An 18099-nucleotide genomic window follows, 5' to 3' on the forward strand; every position below is an offset into this window, starting at 1 on the left:
CATTATGCACTCTGATTAAAATATCTGCGATGCAACCCACTGATCCGCACGAATCAAACGTCAATCACACGGCGCCGAAAAATATTCGTCAGGGGCCGCGTTGGAAACGCCGCAAAGATGCCCGCCCGCAAGAAGTCATTGATGCGGCCTTGGCACTGTTTGCTGAATTTGGTTACGCACAAACCCGGCTCGACGATGTGGCCGCTAAAGCGGGCATTTCAAAAGGCACGGTCTATCTCTACTTCGCCAGTAAACAGGATTTGTTCGAGGCCGTGGTGCAAGATCGTGTGACGCCATGGCTTGAGGCCATTGCCAGCCAAACAATCAATGATGAGGAACCCACCGAACAGGTCTTGAGAAATTTTCTCAATTGGGGGTGGAATCAATTTTTGGAATCCAAGCTCTACCTGATTGCCAGGGTAGTGCTTGCAGAATCTAACAACTTCCCCAATCTGGCCCAGGCCTATCTCCGGGAGGTCATGGGTCCCATTCACACCCATTTAGAAGCCCTGCTGCAGCGTGGCGTGGAACGGGGCGAAGTCCAGGGGCCGGTCTCACGCGAACGGGCCAAGGCAATGCTTGCGCCACTGGCCTGGCTGTCCATCTGGCGGCAGGCGCTCCTGGCCCATGTCGAGCCCCCATTTAACGAAGAGCTCTTTGTCCAAGAGGCCATCGACATGATTGTCCGGGGAACCCGCCCCAGCCCGGCTTAAAGCCCGTCAATGCTAGACTCAGGGTCTCGCTGGAGTCTTGCAATGAGCCCTGAATTTTCATCTATTGAAAACGCCCGATCCAAGATGATCGAGCAACAAATACGGCCCTGGAACGTCCTGGACCCCAATGTCCTGGAGTTACTCGCCGAGATCCACCGTGAAGATTTTGTCCCCAAGACACATCGGCATCTTGCCTTTGTCGACATGGAGGTGCCTCTGCCGGAGCACCAGGTCATGCTGGCCCCCAAGGTCGAGGCCCGATTGCTTCAGGAACTGAATCTCAGCCCCGACGACCAGGTGCTAGAGATTGGCACCGGCTCGGGATTCATGGCCGCCCTGCTGGCCCGCCAGTCGGGCAAGGTCCTGACGATCGAAAAATACGAACAGCTTGCCGCTATGGCGCAGGAAAACCTGAACCAGGCCGGTATTTCGAATGTCGAAGTGGTGCAGGCCAACGGTCTGGAGGAAAACCCCCGCTGGGCCCATGTCGGGTTCGATGCGGTGGTGATTTCTGGGGCCGTGGAACAGATCCCAAACCATTTGCTGGCAAGGCTCAATCCAGGTGGCCGGCTGGTGGCGATCGTGGGCCAGGCACCAGTGATGCAGGCCGTCCTGATTGAACGGGTCGGCAGTGGTCTTGCATCGTCTACCAATGGTCTGCGGTCCACAGTACTTTTTGAAACACTGACCAAGCTACTCGAAGATGCCCCAAAAATTTCGCATTTCAAGTTCTAACTCACTGATCGCCATTGCCGTTGTTGCTGGCTTTTCAGGCCTGCCGGTCATGTCGTTTGGCATGGACCTGTCCACGGCCGCACGCGAAGCCTTGCAGTTTGATGCCACCTTTTTGGCGGCCCGTAAAAAAGCCGAAGCGGATGCCACCCGGTTTGGGCAGGGCCTTGGTCTGCTGTTGCCTTCTGCGTCACTTGGGGCGAATCGCACGCGGACCGATTTCAATGCGTCTTCTGATGCCAATAACGCAAGCCCAGCGATCAAGGACTACTCGGGTCGTTACGGCAACACCTACAGCCTGACGCTCACACAGCCGCTTTTCCGTTTAGACCGCATTGCAAGCTTTAATCAAAAGCGGGAAGAATCTAAAGCGGGCGAGGCCAACTTCGCCCAGGCCCGCATTGATGCCCTGCTGCGTGTCACACAGGCTTACTTTGATGTGCTGGTGGCCCAAGACACACTGACCAGCGCCCAATCAGAACTCAAGGCGATTGGGGAACAATTAGAGTCTGCCAAACGCAATTTCGAAGTGGGCACCGCCACCATCACCGACCAGCAAGAGGCCCAGGCCCGCTTTGATTTGGCCACCGCCAAACTGAGCGTTGCCCAGAATGACCTTAACGTCAAACGCAACTCGCTAGAACAGCTAGTGGGCAAGCCCCTGCCCAAGTCTTTGTCGGGCCTGCGGGATGAAGTCACCATCAAAATGCCAGAGCCCCTGAATATAGACCGCTGGGTTGAGCAGGCCCGCTCTGCCAATCTGAAGGTTCAGGCGGCCCAGTCCACTGCGGAAATTGCGCGACAAGAAGTCACCCGCACGATCTCGGCCGACAATCTGCCGTCCATCGATTTGGTCGCCAAACGGGTCCGTGTGGATCCTTACAGATCCGGAAGCACGCCCTACGACAGGGCGGATACCGATACGATCGCCGTCGAAATGACCCTGCCATTGTTCAACGGCGGCATTGCCTACAACAAAGCCAAAGAGGTCATTGCCCTGCGGGACAAATCCAGTTTTGATTTGGAAAATGAACGCCGCACTGCTGAGCAGAGTGCCCGCACATCGTTTCTCAATGTGTTGGCCGGCTTGGCGCAGGTGAAAGCGTTTGAAGCAGCGGAAAAATCTAGCCGTCTTGCGTTGGAGTCCAATCTTTTGGGTTACGAAGTGGGTGTGCGTATCAATATCGATGTGCTCAATGCGCAACAACAGCTCTATACAACCCAAAAAGACCTGTCAAAGGCCCGCTACGACACGCTGATCAACAGCTTAAAACTTAAGGCTGCGGTTGGCGCACTGGGCGAAGCCGATATCGATGACATCAACGGCCTGCTTGCAAAATAGTTTCTAAAAACTTGGCGGTCCGAAGGGTGGCACCCCGGTGGGCCTGGGCAAAGTCCTGGGCCGCCTGGCGGGCCGCCGCATAAGCAGCTGCATCGTTCAGTAACTGACAGCCCTGATCAATCCACTCATCAGTGGATCGGACCTCTTTACCGGCACCGCAGGCCCGTAATGCCCGTGCAATCTGATGAAAATTAAACATGTTGGGGCCAAAAAATACTGGCCGGCCAACAGCACAGGCCTCTACGGGGTTTTGCCCGCCAAGCGCTGGCAGGCTGCCCCCCATGAAGACCAGGTCTGACATTTGCAGATAGGCAAACATCTCCCCAAGCGAATCCCCCACCAGGACATCGCAGGCCTGATGTGGATTCCAACTGGAGCGGCGTTGCACAGTCAGCCCCGCAGACTCCAGCAGACGCACGACACGATTAAATCGCTGCGGGTGCCGAGGCACAACCACCAGAAGATGCTCTGCACTTAAGCGGCCATCACCGCGGGCCTTCTGCCAAGACTGCGCAATCTGGGTTTCTTCATCATCTCGGGTGCTGGCCGCTAGCCAAATGAACCGGCGCCCCGACATCCCACGCCACTGGTTTCCAAGGTCACGCATCGGCTGGGGCACATCGATATCGAATTTCATGTTGCCAACGACTTCCATGCGCACCATTGGTGCAACGCCTGCAGTGTTCTTCAATCCTGCACTGCTGCAGGCAGCCAGAAAGCCTTGGGCGTCGGCCTGTGTCTGCGCCGCAATGCCTGTTAGATGCGCAATCGCAGGCCGTGAAAGCCAACGAAATTGTTGCAATCGTTTTGCTGATCGTGGCGATAACCGTGCATTGATCAAGACCACGGGAATACTGCGGCGTCTGGCCTGGGCCAACAAGTTTGGCCAGAGTTCGGTTTCCATCAACACGCCAAGCGTGGGCTGCGCCCATGCCAAAAACATGGCGTTGGCCCAGATCAGGTCATAAGGCAAATAACGCTGCACCACACGGGGCGTATCCATGGTCAGCCACCTGGTAAACAAGTTCTGCCCTGTCTCACGGCCTGTGGGCGTGGTGTGGGTTAAGACCACACGATGGGCATCCCCCTTGGCGAGCCACTGTTCAATCAATGGCGCAGCAGCCCGCGTCTCCCCCACCGAGACGGCATGAATCCACATGACCGAAAGCCCGGCATTGGTGGGAAATGCGGTTGATGTCTGTGGACCACGGGGACTGCGTTGCACCGACATGCCAAAAAACCGTTCGGCCCAGTACTGCAGGTAATCGGGCTGCTTGATGCCACGCCACAGCAGATGTGCCACCAACAGCGGCAACAGACTGATTCCAAAAATGCTGTAGAGCGCCCTTGCTGCCTTTTCAATCAGGGTTTCAGAATCTTGGATGATGTGATCTGCCATAAGTGTATTGGTAAGCTTGGGCGCTGGCCTTTGGAATCTTAGCGCTTTACCAATTCATGCCAAGCCAAGAGCACTTCCTTGGGCCCGATGGGCTGGTCGCCAGATGCCCGCTCCACCACCTGTGCATGTTGCGCCCAAAACGGTGCGAAGCGCGCTGCTGAAAATTTCGGCAGATGTGCTGCCGACATGATCGCCACCGTGGGCCGGCCAAGCGCCACACTTAAATGCATCAGGCCACTGTCCACGCCAAAAGAACCATACGTTTTGCACAAGGCCTGGGCCAACTGGCCAGTCGACATCTGCGGCAGTACCTGGGCCGCATCGCCAATCGTATTAGCGATTTGCTCGGCCTGATGGCGCTCTTGTTCACTGCCCCATGGCAGTTGAATGCGATACCCATCACTGGCAAGTTGACGGCCAAGCGCCACCCAAGAATCAAGTGGCCACGCCTTCTCGGGGCGGGATGTGCCGTGCAGAAAAAAAATAGTCTTCTCAGTCGGGGCTGCGGCGGCCTGGGGTTGCGCCAGCACGGCCACCGATCCCGTTGGTGCATAGCCAAGCGCTGCCCCAAACAATGCGCGAAGCCGATCAATCGCATGCCAATGGGCTGGCGCATGGACTTTGTGATCCAGCACCAATGATGCCAACGGTTCGCGAATCGTGGACCAATCGAGGCCCCAACGCTGCTGGCCAGTGCAACGCGCAGCCCGCGTGATCCAGGCACTCTTAATCAAACCCTGCGCATCAATCACCAAATCGTAGTGGGTCTTTCGCAGCCGGGAAAGAAAGTGGCGGACTTCGGCACGTGTTTTGGCTGACCACCAGTGTTTTCGCCAACGCCGAATGGCCACAGGAATCACCTGATCGACCGCCGCCGAGAGCAAAGGAATATCTTTAAAAGACTCTTCGCAGACCCAGTCCACGACAAGGCCCGGACAATGCTGTCGCGCCTCTTCCAAGGCCGATAAGGTATGCACCAGATCCCCCATGGAGCTGGTCTTGACCAGCAACACACGCCGGGGGGCAACAGGAGATGCGGCCTGAATCACTAAAACGGCAGCTCCACGCCTGGCACAAGACGCGCAAGCGCCGAGCGAAACTCTGACTGTATGCGGGCCAACGCGGCTGGATTGTCTGCCTCGAAACGTAGCACCACCACGGGCGTGGTGTTCGATGGCCGTGCCAGGCCAAAGCCGTCGGCGTATTCCACACGAATCCCATCAATCGTGATGCGTTCAACCGCAGTGGGGAACTCGCCCTCGTCGCGCAGACGATTCACCAATGAAAAGTTTTCACCCTCTTTGGTGGCCAACTGCAACTCTGGTGTGGATGCGGAATCGGGCAATGATTCTAATAACGCTGATGGATTCTCAACACGCGACAAAATCTCAAGCAGGCGGGCTGCGGTGTAGATCGCATCATCAAAACCAAACCACCGATCGTTGAAAAAGATATGGCCGCTCATTTCACCAGCCAATGGGGCGCCCGTCTCTTTCAGCTTGGCTTTGATCAGCGAATGACCGGTCTTCCACATAAGTGGCTTGCCACCATGCTGCCGCACCCAAGACGCGACATGGCGCGTGCATTTCACATCGAAAATAATGGCCTCGCCGGGCCGTGCAGCCAGCACATCTGCTGCATAGAGCATGAGCTGACGATCGGGCCAGATAATGGCGCCTGATTTTGTGACCACACCAAGCCGATCCCCATCGCCATCAAAAGCTAGGCCCACCTCTGCATCACTGGATCGCACGCAGGCAATCAGATCTTGCAGATTTTCAACATGGGCAGGATCGGGGTGATGATTGGGGAAGTTTCCATCAACATCACAAAAGAGCGCCTGGACTTTGCAGCCCAGCTGCGACAGCAGTTGTGGGGCCAGACCGCCTGCCACACCATTTCCAGCATCAATGGCAATCGACATGGGCCGGCTGAGTTTTACGTCTGACAAGACAGCAGACTGATAGTCGTGGATGAGCTCGGGGCAGGCGATTCGTTTTCCGCGTTGGGATGCTGTGAGTTTTGATGCGGCCTCTTGGGCGTGGCCCGACACGATGGTCTGCCGCAGTAACTGAATTGCATCGCCCCAGAGTGTTGCACCAGCCACCATCATCTTCAGGCCGTTGTATTGCGGGGGGTTGTGACTTCCAGTGACCGCCACACCCGAACCACAGCCCGTCTTTACCGTTGCAAAGTACACCACCGGCGTTGGAACCTGGCCAACATCCAACACATCCACACCCACCGACATTAAACCTTCGGCCAAGGCATCCACAAGACGCGGGCCAGACAGCCGGCCGTCGCGGCCCACCACACAGGCCTGCTTGCCGGCCTGAAGGATCTGCAGACCAAGGGCCGCGCCCACGGCCTGTACGACCGGCTCAGTCAGGGTGTCATCCACAACACCGCGAATGTCATACGCTTTAAAAATGGAAGCACTTGCCTGCAAGGGCCTTCTCCTGAAAACCGCACAAATGGTGCGAGAATGATGGGCCTATTTTAAGGATTTAAATCCCCCAAAACAGCGTCATGGCAACTTATGTGATTGGTGATGTGCAGGGCTGCTGTGACAGCCTAGAAGCCCTGGTAGCGCAACTGCCCTTTTCTGCCCGGCGGGATCGGCTATGGTTTGTGGGCGACCTAGTCAATCGGGGGCCAAAATCTCTCAAAACCCTTCGCCGAATTATCTCGGCAGAGCGCCGTGCCATTAGTGTGCTGGGCAACCATGATTTACATCTGCTGGCATTGGCGGCAGGCGCGCGCCGTGCCCAGCCAATGGATACGATTTCTGGAATTCTGCGGGCGCCCGATGCAAAAGACTTGATCGACTGGCTGCGCAAACGGCCACTGGCACACGCCGAAGACAGCACCCTGATGGTTCACGCCGGTGTGATGCCCAACTGGAACTTGCGCCAAACCATGACCTATGCGAAAGAGGTGTCCGCTCGGCTACGCAGCCAACACTGGGCAGATTTTCTGCATGAGATGGTGAACCAGACCAAGCCCCACTGGGCTGATGGCATTCGCGGCCAAAGACGCATGCGGGCCATCTTAAATGCCTTCACACGCTTGCGCTACATCACCGCCGATGGACAGGCGGAATTCAAAAGCAAGCTTGCACCCAATCAAACACCGAACCTGACACCTTGGTTTGATGTGCCTGGCCGTAAGACCATAAAAAACCGAATCGTCTTTGGCCATTGGTCCACACTTGGATTGGTGGTTCGGCCCAACTTAATCTGTCTGGACACGGGCTGCGTCTGGGGACGGCAGATGGCGGCGATTCGGCTAGAAGACCAAAAACTATTTATTCAAAATAGTCTTGAGGGCGCAGCCAAAGGCGTAACGGACTGACGAATCTCTTGCTCGACCGCCGCCGCAAGCGCGTGACGGGTCATGGTGGGCGGCACACGCTCAATCACTGGCAAATACTTTAGCTCCACCTGCAGTCCGCGATGGCTCAGAATTTTGACAATTGACCCCACCAAAGTGTCGTTGCCAATATAGGCCGGAATATCGCTTGGCATGTCGTTTTGTAAGTACCGAATCCTCATTGGCATCACGGGAACAGGTGCTATCGCGGATTCACTAGATGCAGCGCGGTCTTGCTGCTCTGTCCCACCCTGCGCGACTTGGGCACTGTGAAGCGCCGCTGCAAAGAGACTCGTGTGAAATGGCAATACGTTTTGCCCGTTAGATGTCGTGCCTTCTGGAAAAAACCCAACATGTTCGCCGCGTGCCAGCCGATGACGGATTTGATGATTCACATGGCGCACCGCATGACGGCTACCCCGTTCAATGAAGATCGTACCGGTGCCTGACACCAGCCAACCCAGCAGGGGCCAGCGTCGAATTTCGGACTTGGCCACAAAGGTCACTGGCATGGCCGCGTTTAACGCAAAGATATCGAGCCAAGACACATGATTCATGACCACCAGCCCTGGCAGTGTATTGGCGGCGATGGGCTGGCCTTTGACTTGAAGTGCCACGCCACATACCCACAGCAGGCGCTGTGACCAATACCGCCGAATCTGAGATTGTCGGCGCAACGACACGAAGCGATAGGCCGTAAACAAAACGGCCAGACCTGCAAGCAATAGCAGCACCAGCCCCACCACCCGCCACAGCAGGCGAATCATGAGGCGTGCTTCGATCCCAGATAAAAACCGCCCCGGGAGCGATCAAAGACACAGCGACCGTCCACCAAGACCGCATTGACTTGGCCCTGCAGGTCCATGCCCACATAAGGCGTGTTGGCCCCCTGAGAAAAGAGGTTCTTGGGGTTCACCTGCCACTGGGCGTTGGGATTAAAAATGCAGATGTCGGCCTGAGCACCAATGGCCAGTTGACCAGCATCACGGCCCAAGACCGCCGCTGGCGCCACCGTGAGTAACCGAAGCGCCTGATCCACCGGAACCTTGGCCTCTTGGGCCCACTTCAGGGTTAGCGGCAACAGCAACTCCAACGCTGTCACACCTGGCTCGGCCTCGCCAAAGGGCAACTGCTTGGCGTCTTCATCAATGGGGGCGTGATCGGAACAAATGACATCAATCGTGCCGTCAAGCAGCCCTGCGCGAAGCGCCTCGCGGTCTCGCTGAGAGCGAAACGGCGGCACCACACGATAGTTCGGATCAAAATCAGCGATGTCGATATCAATCAGGTGCAGATGATGGACCCCCACATCTGCAGTGATGCGCAGGCCCTCTTCTTTGGCCTGACGGATGAGTTCAACGCCCGCAGCAGACGAGATACGGCAGATGTGGACTCGGGCGCCAGTGGAACGCATTAATTCGAAAATCGTCTGCAGAGCGATGGTCTCATTGGCCACCGGGATTCCTGGCAGACCAAGACGCCCAGAGACCACGCCTGAGTGGGCAATCCCATTGCGACCAATCCAGGGGTCGCTTGGATAGAGCCAGACCGAATAGTCAAACGTGCGGGCGTATTGCATGGCCCGCAACAAGACCTGGGTGTTCACGATTGGAATGGGGCCCTGCGAGAAGCCCACACAGCCAGCCTCCGACAACTCGGCCATCTCGGTAATGTGCTCGCCCTTGAGCCCCGCCGTTAAGGCCCCCAGTGGGTGAACGTGGGCCTGGGTGAGGTTGCGTGCGCGATGCTTGAGCATTTCCACCAGGCCGGGTTCATCCAGCGGTGGATCGGTATCGGGCGGACAGACCAGCCGCGTGACACCGCCCGCAATTGCGGCACGCATTTCTGACTCTAGTGTGGCCTTGTATTCAAAGCCGGGTTCGCGAAGCCGTGCCGACAAATCAATCAGTCCCGGACAAATCAGATTGCCCGTGGCGTCAATGACCTCGTCGGGCTCAAACCCCGCCAAGGCCTGCCCCGACGGCGTAATCGCGATGAGGCTGCCATCCGCAATCCAGAGATCTGATATCTGATTACGCTGATTGGCGGGATCTAATAAATGGCCGCCACGAATCAATAAACGCGGCAAAATCGCGGGGACCGACATCATGCGGGTAGGTGCCATCATGGTTTTACCTCGGCCAACATACTCATCACCGCCATGCGGACCGCAATACCAAAGGTGACCTGAGACAGAATCACCGACTGCACTCCATCGGCCACTGCCGAATCAATCTCGACACCACGATTCATCGGGCCTGGGTGCATCACGATCGCATCGGGTTTGGCAACGGCAAGCTTCTCAGTTGTTAAGCCGTAATGTTTAAAGTATTCCTGGGTGGAAGGCAGCATGGCGCCACGCATCCGTTCGTTTTGTAAGCGCAGCATGATGATGACATCCACATCACGCAGGCCCTCGACCAAATCTGTGTAGACCTGCAGCCCCATTTCTTTTAGGCCCGAGGGCAACAGGGTCAGTGGTGCGATGGCACGAATCTCTGGCACACCCAGCGTGGTGAGTGCATGAATATTCGAGCGCGCCACACGTGAATGCAGAATGTCGCCCACAATGGCCACCCGCAGGTTGTGAAAGTCGCCCTTGAAATGTCGAATCGTGTAGGCATCGAGCAAGGCCTGGGTGGGGTGCGCATGCCGGCCATCGCCGGCGTTCATCACGCGAATATGGGGTGCCACCGCATTCACGTGCTTGGCGATCAAATAGGGGGCGCCACTCTGGCCATGGCGAACCACAAACATATCGGCTTTCATTGCCGCTAAGTTGTCAATCGTGTCGAGCAGTGACTCCCCTTTTGCTGTGCTAGACGCCTGAACATTTAAGTTGACCACATCGGCCGACAGCCGCTTGGCAGCAATCTCAAACGTGGTGCGGGTTCGGGTGGAGTTTTCAAAGAACAAATTAAACACACTCTTGCCGGAGAGCAAGGAAGAGTTCAACACTTCTTTGGGGTCGTTGGGGTTGAGAAATGTCTTGGCGCGATCCAGGATTTTTAGAATCATGGACTTCGGCAGACCCTCGGTGCTGAGCAGGTGTGTCAGCTCGCCGTTGGCGTTAATTTGAATGGACCTGGGCATGAGTTGAAAGTGTATCTAAAACCGCTTGCAAAAGTATGGCGGCCGCCTCGGCGTCAATGGCGTCGATCCCCGGTGCCAATGCCGATGTCCAACGCTCGTCGGCCATCTGAACCGGAAGGCCAAAACGGCCATGGAGTTGGTTGGCAAACCGCTGGCAGCGGGCCGCAAAGGGGTGAGGGCTTCCGTCCGGGTGGATGGGCAGCCCCACCACGAGTGAATCCGGGGCCCATTCTGCAAGCAGCGACGCAATGCGGGCAAAACGTTCTTCGCGCCGTTCGCTGTCGATTACCGTGAGTGGCCGCGCGCCACCAGTGATGGTGTTGCCAATGGCCACCCCAATACGACGCTCACCGAAATCAAAGGCCATGAGGGTCTGCCCCCCAAGGGCCTGATCAGGCATGCCCTGCGGCCCCCGAGAAGTGAATGGGGTCTACCCCGAGAATGCGAAAGGCGTAAGCAAATCGCTCTTCCGAAGGCACATCAAACATAAGCGATGTATCCGAGGCGGGAACAGTCAGCCAGGCATTGGCCGCCAACTCCTGATCTAACTGACCGGGGTCCCAGCCCGCGTAGCCGAGAGAGACGAACATGCGCCCAGGTCCACGGCCGGTGGCCGTGGCCTCCAGGATGTCGCGTGAAGATGTCAGGCCAAGCATGTCATTGATCACCAGCGTGGAGCTCCATTTGCCGACCGGCTCATGCAACACAAAGCCCCGGTCCGTCTGAACAGGCCCACCCAGATAGACGGGCGAATCCGCCAAACGCTTTTGCGCGGTGTCAGACACCGAGATTTCACCGCCAGGGCCAGAGGGCGCGGCCACATCAATGCGCTCCAGCAAGGCCCCCAGGGTCATGTCGGACTGGCGGTTGACCACCAGGCCCATGGCCCCTTTTGGGGTGTGTTCTGCAAGATAGATGACGGTGCCGCCGAACTGGGGATCCGACAGTAGGGGCATGGCCACGAGATAATGCTGAGCCATGCTTTGGAAACTCGCTGGAGAACCAGGATCAAGATGACGCATTCCCGAATTCTAACGTCAGACCGCCCAGAAACACAGCCCTGCTCGCTGGTCTGGATTCGACGAGATTTACGGCTGGAAGACCATGCAGCACTCGCCAAGGCCCTGAGCTATCCGGAACCAATCCAGCTGGTCTTTGTGTTCGATCAGACAATTCTGCGCGCCATTCCAGGAGCAGACGACGCCAACCAACCCTGTGAAGATCGGCGGGTTGGTTTTATCCATGCAGCAATTGAAGAAATTTCTGGCCGACTCTCAGCATCGGGCGCTCATCTGATCACCCGCTATGGTGACCCGCGCAGTTGCATTCCGGATATTGTTAAGGCGACTGGCGCATGCCGCCTGATTTTCGCCCACGATGATGAGCCAGCCGCACTGGCCCGCGACCATGCAGTCACCGATCAGTTGCGATCACAATCCATACAAGTTGAATCGGTCAAGGATCAATGCATTTTCGAGCGCAGTGAAGTACTCACTGGATCAGCCACACCGTTTTCAGTATTTACGCCTTATAAAAACGCCTGGCTAAAACGCTTTACCCCCCACGATGCCGCAGCACGCGCCACAGGCGCAGGCCAACCAAAGCCCGGAAAACCAGTGGGCGCAGCGCTGGCACAACGTTTATTGCCCGCATCACGACTTGGTGCTCTGGCAAGCCCAGTGCCCACCATGGCATCCATGGGGTTTCGTGCGGGCAATCTGGCCGATCTAAAAATCCCCCTGGGTGAATCCGGCGCCGGAACTTTACTGGAAGAATTCAAGCCACGAATTGGCCAATACAAAAACAGTCGCGATTTCCCGGGCATCAAGGGGCCATCTTATTTATCGGTGCATCTACGGTTTGGCACGGTATCCATTCGGGAATTGGTCCGCTATGCCATGCAGGTGCAATCCAGCAGCCCGAGTGATGCCGAAGGTGCCGCTACCTGGCTTTCAGAGCTGATCTGGCGGGACTTTTACATGCAGATCTTGCACCATCACCCCAGGGTTGTGGGTCGCAGTTTTAAGCCTGAATACGATGCAATCGTTTGGGCAGAAGGCGACGAGGCTGATGCGCTATTTAACGCATGGTGCCAAGGCAACACCGGCTACCCCCTGGTCGATGCTGGTATGCGCCAGCTCAACGCCACCGGCTATATGCACAACCGCCTGCGCATGGTGGTGGCCTCTTTTCTGACCAAAGATCTGGGCATCGATTGGCGGCGTGGCGAGGCCTACTTCGCCTGGAAACTCAACGACTTTGATTTGTCCGCCAATAACGGTGGCTGGCAGTGGGCGGCATCCACCGGCTGCGATGCCCAGCCCTATTTCCGAATCTTTAACCCGATCAATCAAAGCGAAAAATTTGATGGCCGTGGCAGTTTTATTCGCCGCTATGTGCCGGAAATTGCTGCCTTGCCCGACAAACACATCCACGCCCCGTGGCTGACGCCACCCCTTGTCTTAAAAGAGGCCGGCATCACAATGGGCAGCACCTATCCCCACCCGATTGTGGATCACGATCAGGCGCGGCAAAAAACCCTAATGCGCTTTTCGGTCGTAAAAAAAGCGAAGGCATAACCCTTCGCTTGTTGCCAGAGATCTGAGCTATTTTTGAACTAGATCAAACCTCGACCATTTCAAAATCAGATTTCTGGGCGCCGCACTCTGGACAGGCCCAGGTGATTGGCACATCCTCCCACTTGGTGCCCGGCGCGATCCCATCTTCTGGCCAGCCGGCTGCCTCGTCGTAGATCCAGCCACAAATCAGACACATATAGGTTTTCATGAATTACTGCTCTCTTCGTTAAACTGTCGATAGTAGAAGTTTATCCTCAAGACCGATAGAAAGCCCGTTATGCCCCAGCAAAACACCGCCAAAAGTGAAGCCCTTTTCGCACAAGCACAGCAGACCATTCCCGGGGGTGTGAATTCGCCCGTCCGCGCCTTTCGGTCGGTCGGCGGAACACCGCGTTTCTTTGCCAAGGCCCAGGGTGCCTATGGCTGGGATGCCGATGGCAATCGCTATGTCGACTATATCTGTTCATGGGGGCCAGCGATCGTGGGCCATGCCCACCCAGATGTGATTCGCGCAGTTCAAGAAGCCGCTGCAAAAGGCCTGTCATTTGGTGCGCCAACTGCCGCTGAAGTTGAGATTGCAGAATGGATCCGCAGTCACCTGCCATCCATGGAAATGATGCGGCTCACTTCTTCGGGCACCGAGGCCACCATGTCGGCAATTCGTGTGGCACGTGGCTACACTGGCCGCAACAAAATTATCAAGTTCGAGGGTTGTTATCACGGCCACGTGGATAGTCTGCTGGTGAAAGCAGGCTCTGGCCTCCTCACCTTTGGTAACCCAACCTCGGCTGGCGTGCCAGAGAGTTTCGCTGCCGAAACCATCGTGCTGGACTACAACGATATTGAAGCAGTGAAGAAGTGCTTCTCGGAAATTGGCCGTGAGATCGCCGGCATTATCGTTGAGCCTGTGGCGGGCAATATGAATCTAGTGAAGCCTGTGCCGGGCTTTTTGGAAACCCTGCGACAGCAGTGCGACCAATACGGTGCCGTTTTGATTTTCGACGAAGTCATGACCGGTTTTCGCGTTGGGCCACAGGGCGTACAGGGCCTAACCGGCATTCGGCCAGACCTGACCACACTGGGCAAGGTCATTGGCGGAGGTATGCCCATGGGAGCGTTTGGTGGCCGCAAAGACATCATGCAATGTGTGGCACCACTTGGCCCCGTGTATCACGGCGGCACACTGTCAGGAAACCCAGTGGCCGTGGCTGCGGGATTGGCCACACTTAAAATTGTCAGCGCCCCCAGCTTTTATGAAAAATTAACCGCCATGACAACATCGCTCATGCAGAGCCTGACGCAGATTGCGCGCGATGCTGGCGAAAAGAATTTCTCCGCAGATAGCGTTGGTGGCATGTTTGGCATTTACTTCAGCCCGGCCACGCCCACATCATTTGAGGATGTGAATCGTTCAGACCGGGAAAAATTCAACCGCTTCTTTCATGCCATGCTGTCACGCGGCGTGTACCTTGCCCCGTCTGCATTCGAGGCAGGATTTCTATCCATTGCCCACGAAGGCGAGCCGATTGCACAGACCCTGGTCGCTGCCAAAGAAAGCTTCCAGGAAATTGCCTAATCGGGTGTAACTTAATGTTCCCGTGATTCAACGCGGCCGCTTCGCTCCTTCTCCCACCGGACCCCTGCATATGGGGTCGCTCACCACGGCGCTGGCCAGCTGGTTAGATGCCCGTGCCAGCGGGGGCAAGTGGTTCGTGCGCATTGAAGACATTGATCAGCCCAGAGAAACGCCGGGCGCAACACAGGAAATTCTCAAGCAACTCCGGGCCCACGGGCTGCACTGGGACGCCTGGCCAGACGATGGTGCCGCCCAAGATGGTGTGCTGTTTCAACATCAACGTCTGGGGGCTTATCAAGACGCACTCGAGCGACTTATCGCCCTTGGCCTAGCCTACCCCTGCACCTGTTCACGCAAGAAACTCCAACACGCCATTGAGGTGGGCAAGACACAGTACAACCCCGATGGCGAAATTCTCTACCCCGGCTTTTGTACCCCCGCCACGCCAGAGACAAGATCAATCGACGAGACGGCCCAATGGTTTCATGAGCATGATGGCGAAGGCATTGCTTGGCGTTTTCGCAATCACAATGGAGATGACTTTGTACTAAAACGTGCTGATGGTTTTTGGGCCTATCAGCTCGCGGTCGTGGTCGATGACGCCTATCAAGGCATCACGAAAATTATTCGGGGTGACGATTTATTTCATGCCGCCCCAAGGCAGAGCGCCCTGCGCTATGCGCTTGGTTATCACGAGCCAGATGTCTTTCACGTGCCCGTGGTGAAAAACGAGCAGGGAGAAAAACTATCCAAACAAACCAAGGCCATGCCCCTGCGAACCGATGATGAAAAAATTATTTCACTGCAGTTGGAATGCGCCTGGTCTCACTTAGAACTCCATATGTCAGTGCGCTGGGTGGCGCGTGTGCGGCCCATTTATCTGCGGCTTGCCATGCAGCCCAAGCAAATGGCTTAGCTTGATGATTTGGGCTTGCCACCCAACAAGGCTGAGACTGGCTTAGGGGCCCGCTTGATGCCAGAAATTCCCGGGCGAGCTGCGGGCGCAGTCGGTGCCGCGGCAGCCTGCGCAGCCGCCTGCGCGACTGACACTGGCTTGGGCTCATAGGGCTGAGAAAAAATTGGATCAGCAGGCGCTGCGGTTTTTGCGGCAAAACGCGGCGTGGGCCGAACCGGTGCACGCGAGGCGTGTTCATCGGAATCGAATCGTTCTCGACGGCTTCGGCCAGCGGGGCGCTCACGAGATGCATCACGGGAAGCGTCACGGGCGGACAGCTCGGCGTGATCAAAAACGAGTTTTTCTTTGGTGATCGTTTTTTTGACCAGCTTTTCAATGTCAGAAAGCAGTCGTTGATCTTCGGCCAACATTAGGGACATGGCCTTGCCGCTGGCCCCTGCGCGGCCCGTGCGGCCAATGCGGTGAACATAGTCTTCAGGCGAATACGGCAAGTCGTAATTAATGACCGCTGGCAACTCTGCAATGTCTAAGCCCCGGGCCGCCACATCGGTGGCCACCATGACTTCCACTTCACCCTTTTTAAATTTTTCGAGTGTGGCGAGGCGCTCTGACTGAGATTTGTCACCGTGAATGGCGTCGGCAGGAATGCCCTCTTTCTGAAGCTCGCGGGCAAGACGGCTGGCACCGATTTTGGTGTTGGTAAACACAATCACCTGGCGCAGCCCCATGGACTTCACCAAGTGCGCCACGGCGGCCCGCTTCAAATCCGAACGATCGACCGTGTAGACCACCTGCGACACATTTTCTGCAGTGGCATTGCGGGCGGCGACTTCAATCACCACGGGCGAATCATTTAAAAATGTCTTCGCCAGCTTTCGAATCTCGGGCGAGAAGGTTGCAGAAAACAGCAGGCTCTGCCGGGCCTTGGGCAGCAGATTCACAATGCGCTGCAAATCGGGCAGAAAACCCATATCCAACATGCGATCGGCTTCATCAAGAACCAACACCGAGACCGATGCCAAGGAGACTGTTTTTTGCTGGACGTGATCAAGTAGTCGGCCTGGTGTGGCAATCAGAATTTCAATGCCGCTGCGTAATGCTGCCGTCTGTGGGGCCATGTCAATACCGCCAAACACCACAGCGCTGCGCAGTGGCACATACTTTGCGTACTGGGTAACGTTTTGCGCGATCTGGTCGGCAAGCTCACGGGTGGGAGCAAGCATCAGGGCGCGCACCGGGTGGCGGGCGGGCGAGGCGCTGGTGTTGGCATTGGCCATCAGCCGCTGCAAGATCGGCAGGGTAAAGGCAGCCGTTTTACCGGTACCGGTCTGGGCAGCCCCCATCACGTCCTTGCCCTCGATCACGACGGGAATGGCTTGTGCTTGAATGGGGGTGGGCGTTGTGTAGCCGGCTTCGGCAATTGCCCGCATCAAATCTGGATGCAGACCAAAAGAATCAAAACTCATTCAGGCATTATCCACGATGTTGCGCTAAAAACACCATGCAAACCGCCCTAAAACGCCTGATTCCTACCACTTTTGTGCTGATTTGGAGCTCTGGCTTCATCATCGCCCGCTACGGCATGCCCCATGCTGAACCGATGACCTTCACCTTTTTGCGATTTGCTGGGGTGCTGGTGCTGATGGTGCCGGCCGTGCTGCTGCTTCGGCCGGTCTGGCCAAGCGGGCGGCAGATTGCCCATATCGGCGTGGCAGGCCTGATGCTGCAGGCTGTCTATCTGGGCGGGGTCTGGGCCGCGGTCCGCAATGGCATGTCGGCGGGCCTGGTCGCCTTAATTGTGGGCCTACAGCCCATTCTTACCGCCTGGTTCTCGGCCTTTGTTGCCGAGAAAATCACCGCCAAACAATGGATTGGGCTGCTTCTGGGGCTCTCAGGGGTGGCATTGGTGGTGGTGGCCAAACTCTCGCTTACCGGCCTTTCCGGGGCCAGCCTGGGGCTTGCGGGCCTGGGATTGGCGGGCATCACGGTCGGCACGCTCTATCAAAAACGCTTTTGTCCAAGCTTTGACCTGCGGGCCGGGTCAGTCATTCAGTTCACCGTCTCGGCGCTGGCCTGCCTGCCTTTTATGTTTTTGCTGGAGACCCGGGAAATTGATTGGCACCCGGAGATGATTGGTGCCCTGGTCTGGGCCGTGCTTGGCCTATCGATTGGGGCAATTTCATTGCTCTTTGTCATGATCCGAAATGGTGCCGCGACCCAAGTGACCAGCCTGCTTTACCTCACGCCGCCCACCACAGCCGTCATGGCGTGGATTCTCTTCGATGAACCCATTACACTTTTGACGGTCTTAGGAACTTTACTCACCGTGTGGGGTGTTTGGTGGGTAATGTCCAATAAAAAATAACACCCCGTACCT

Annotated in this window: 18 protein-coding genes; 8 read left to right on the plus strand and 10 right to left on the minus strand. The window is 56.7% G+C overall.

What is annotated here, in order from left to right:
- The first annotated feature begins 29 nt into the window (after positions 1 to 29).
- The 3 genes from AOB54_08080 to AOB54_08090 are packed head-to-tail and all read left to right on the plus strand — an operon-like array spanning position 30 to position 2787.
- Positions 30 to 713 carry a TetR/AcrR family transcriptional regulator gene (locus tag AOB54_08080; protein WVN41429.1) on the plus strand — a complete coding sequence of 228 codons (684 nt, stop codon included), beginning with the start codon at positions 30 to 32 and terminating at the stop codon, positions 711 to 713.
- A 42-nt stretch (positions 714 to 755) separates the two neighbouring features.
- Positions 756 to 1448, plus strand: coding sequence for a protein-L-isoaspartate O-methyltransferase (locus AOB54_08085; protein ID WVN41430.1), 693 nt, complete (start codon positions 756 to 758; stop codon positions 1446 to 1448).
- A complete protein-coding gene (locus tag AOB54_08090) occupies positions 1417 to 2787 on the plus strand; it encodes a TolC family outer membrane protein (GenBank protein ID WVN41431.1) in 1371 nt (456 codons plus the stop codon). Before AOB54_08085 ends, AOB54_08090 begins: the two co-directional genes overlap by 32 nt.
- Here the strand turns inward: AOB54_08090 and AOB54_08095 are convergent.
- The 3 genes from AOB54_08095 to AOB54_08105 are packed head-to-tail and all read right to left on the minus strand — an operon-like array spanning position 2765 to position 6635.
- Entirely contained in the window at positions 2765 to 4186 is a 1422-nt protein-coding gene (locus AOB54_08095) for a 3-deoxy-D-manno-octulosonic acid transferase (GenBank protein ID WVN41432.1), read from the minus strand. The genes AOB54_08090 and AOB54_08095 overlap by 23 nt on opposite strands.
- Before the next feature lie 38 nt (positions 4187 to 4224).
- The gene (gene waaC / locus AOB54_08100; GenBank protein WVN41433.1) at positions 4225 to 5235 is read right to left on the minus strand and encodes a lipopolysaccharide heptosyltransferase I; all 1011 of its coding nucleotides are present in this window, start codon (positions 5233 to 5235) and stop codon (positions 4225 to 4227) included.
- Positions 5235 to 6635: a phosphomannomutase/phosphoglucomutase gene (locus AOB54_08105; GenBank protein WVN41434.1), complete on the minus strand. Its 1401-nt coding sequence runs from the start codon at positions 6633 to 6635 to the stop codon at positions 5235 to 5237. The genes waaC and AOB54_08105 overlap by 1 nt, the downstream gene beginning before the upstream one ends.
- An 80-nt stretch (positions 6636 to 6715) precedes the next feature.
- Between AOB54_08105 and AOB54_08110 the strand changes: the two genes are divergently transcribed.
- Entirely contained in the window at positions 6716 to 7540 is an 825-nt protein-coding gene (locus AOB54_08110; protein ID WVN41435.1) for a symmetrical bis(5'-nucleosyl)-tetraphosphatase, read from the plus strand.
- Here the strand turns inward: AOB54_08110 and AOB54_08115 are convergent.
- From AOB54_08115 to AOB54_08135, 5 genes are read right to left on the minus strand one after another with little or no spacing between them, the layout of a single operon-like run.
- Positions 7498 to 8325: a lysophospholipid acyltransferase family protein gene (locus tag AOB54_08115; protein ID WVN41436.1), complete on the minus strand. Its 828-nt coding sequence runs from the start codon at positions 8323 to 8325 to the stop codon at positions 7498 to 7500. The two genes, AOB54_08110 and AOB54_08115, sit on opposite strands and share 43 nt — an antisense overlap.
- Positions 8322 to 9686, minus strand: coding sequence for a dihydroorotase (locus tag AOB54_08120; protein WVN41437.1), 1365 nt, complete (start codon positions 9684 to 9686; stop codon positions 8322 to 8324). The genes AOB54_08115 and AOB54_08120 overlap by 4 nt, the downstream gene beginning before the upstream one ends.
- The gene (locus AOB54_08125) at positions 9683 to 10651 is read right to left on the minus strand and encodes an aspartate carbamoyltransferase catalytic subunit (protein WVN41438.1); all 969 of its coding nucleotides are present in this window, start codon (positions 10649 to 10651) and stop codon (positions 9683 to 9685) included. The genes AOB54_08120 and AOB54_08125 overlap by 4 nt, the downstream gene beginning before the upstream one ends.
- Positions 10629 to 11051 carry a Holliday junction resolvase RuvX gene (gene ruvX, locus AOB54_08130; GenBank protein WVN41439.1) on the minus strand — a complete coding sequence of 141 codons (423 nt, stop codon included), beginning with the start codon at positions 11049 to 11051 and terminating at the stop codon, positions 10629 to 10631. The genes AOB54_08125 and ruvX overlap by 23 nt, the downstream gene beginning before the upstream one ends.
- Positions 11044 to 11631: a YqgE/AlgH family protein gene (locus AOB54_08135; GenBank protein WVN41440.1), complete on the minus strand. Its 588-nt coding sequence runs from the start codon at positions 11629 to 11631 to the stop codon at positions 11044 to 11046. The genes ruvX and AOB54_08135 overlap by 8 nt, the downstream gene beginning before the upstream one ends.
- A 33-nt stretch (positions 11632 to 11664) precedes the next feature.
- On the opposite strand from AOB54_08135, the gene AOB54_08140 reads away from it, so the two are divergent.
- Positions 11665 to 13230 (plus strand): deoxyribodipyrimidine photo-lyase, encoded by a 1566-nt coding sequence (locus AOB54_08140; GenBank protein ID WVN41441.1) that lies wholly within the window; start codon positions 11665 to 11667, stop codon positions 13228 to 13230.
- Between the two features lie 43 nt (positions 13231 to 13273).
- Here the strand turns inward: AOB54_08140 and AOB54_08145 are convergent, their stop codons facing one another.
- Positions 13274 to 13438: a rubredoxin gene (locus AOB54_08145; GenBank protein WVN41442.1), complete on the minus strand. Its 165-nt coding sequence runs from the start codon at positions 13436 to 13438 to the stop codon at positions 13274 to 13276.
- Positions 13439 to 13507: 69 nt separating this feature from the next.
- Between AOB54_08145 and hemL the strand changes: the two genes are divergently transcribed.
- Positions 13508 to 14806 (plus strand): glutamate-1-semialdehyde 2,1-aminomutase, encoded by a 1299-nt coding sequence (gene hemL, locus AOB54_08150; GenBank protein ID WVN41443.1) that lies wholly within the window; start codon positions 13508 to 13510, stop codon positions 14804 to 14806.
- Positions 14807 to 14828: 22 nt separating this feature from the next.
- Positions 14829 to 15722 (plus strand): tRNA glutamyl-Q(34) synthetase GluQRS, encoded by an 894-nt coding sequence (gene gluQRS, locus AOB54_08155; protein ID WVN41444.1) that lies wholly within the window; start codon positions 14829 to 14831, stop codon positions 15720 to 15722.
- Here gluQRS and AOB54_08160 read toward each other — a convergent pair.
- Positions 15719 to 17188, minus strand: a complete 1470-nt coding sequence (locus tag AOB54_08160) for a DEAD/DEAH box helicase (GenBank protein WVN41445.1) — start codon at positions 17186 to 17188, stop codon at positions 15719 to 15721. The two genes, gluQRS and AOB54_08160, sit on opposite strands and share 4 nt — an antisense overlap.
- A 35-nt stretch (positions 17189 to 17223) precedes the next feature.
- On the opposite strand from AOB54_08160, the gene AOB54_08165 reads away from it, so the two are divergent.
- Complete coding sequence (locus AOB54_08165) at positions 17224 to 18087, plus strand: DMT family transporter (protein WVN41446.1); 864 nt, start codon at positions 17224 to 17226, stop codon at positions 18085 to 18087.
- Positions 18088 to 18099: the final 12 nt, after the last annotated feature.

The sequence above is a fragment of the beta proteobacterium MWH-UniP1 genome (genome assembly GCA_036362785.1).
In the GTDB taxonomy this organism is placed as follows: domain Bacteria; phylum Pseudomonadota; class Gammaproteobacteria; order Burkholderiales; family Burkholderiaceae_A; genus Lacustribacter.

What these genes read in the sequence shown, in the direction of transcription:
- AOB54_08095 (WVN41432.1), bottom strand. Translation starts at nt 4,186, where the DNA reads ATGGCAGATCACATCATCCAAGATTCTGAAACCCTGATTGAAAAGGCA.
- AOB54_08090 (WVN41431.1), top strand. Translation starts at nt 1,417, where the DNA reads ATGCCCCAAAAATTTCGCATTTCAAGTTCTAACTCACTGATCGCCATT.
- AOB54_08120 (WVN41437.1), bottom strand. Translation starts at nt 9,686, where the DNA reads ATGATGGCACCTACCCGCATGATGTCGGTCCCCGCGATTTTGCCGCGT.
- AOB54_08110 (WVN41435.1), top strand. Translation starts at nt 6,716, where the DNA reads ATGGCAACTTATGTGATTGGTGATGTGCAGGGCTGCTGTGACAGCCTA.
- AOB54_08085 (WVN41430.1), top strand. Translation starts at nt 756, where the DNA reads ATGAGCCCTGAATTTTCATCTATTGAAAACGCCCGATCCAAGATGATC.
- AOB54_08080 (WVN41429.1), top strand. Translation starts at nt 30, where the DNA reads ATGCAACCCACTGATCCGCACGAATCAAACGTCAATCACACGGCGCCG.
- AOB54_08165 (WVN41446.1), top strand. Translation starts at nt 17,224, where the DNA reads ATGCAAACCGCCCTAAAACGCCTGATTCCTACCACTTTTGTGCTGATT.
- AOB54_08135 (WVN41440.1), bottom strand. Translation starts at nt 11,631, where the DNA reads ATGGCTCAGCATTATCTCGTGGCCATGCCCCTACTGTCGGATCCCCAG.
- AOB54_08160 (WVN41445.1), bottom strand. Translation starts at nt 17,188, where the DNA reads ATGAGTTTTGATTCTTTTGGTCTGCATCCAGATTTGATGCGGGCAATT.
- ruvX (WVN41439.1), bottom strand. Translation starts at nt 11,051, where the DNA reads ATGCCTGATCAGGCCCTTGGGGGGCAGACCCTCATGGCCTTTGATTTC.
- AOB54_08145 (WVN41442.1), bottom strand. Translation starts at nt 13,438, where the DNA reads ATGAAAACCTATATGTGTCTGATTTGTGGCTGGATCTACGACGAGGCA.
- AOB54_08125 (WVN41438.1), bottom strand. Translation starts at nt 10,651, where the DNA reads ATGCCCAGGTCCATTCAAATTAACGCCAACGGCGAGCTGACACACCTG.
- AOB54_08140 (WVN41441.1), top strand. Translation starts at nt 11,665, where the DNA reads ATGACGCATTCCCGAATTCTAACGTCAGACCGCCCAGAAACACAGCCC.
- hemL (WVN41443.1), top strand. Translation starts at nt 13,508, where the DNA reads ATGCCCCAGCAAAACACCGCCAAAAGTGAAGCCCTTTTCGCACAAGCA.
- AOB54_08115 (WVN41436.1), bottom strand. Translation starts at nt 8,325, where the DNA reads ATGATTCGCCTGCTGTGGCGGGTGGTGGGGCTGGTGCTGCTATTGCTT.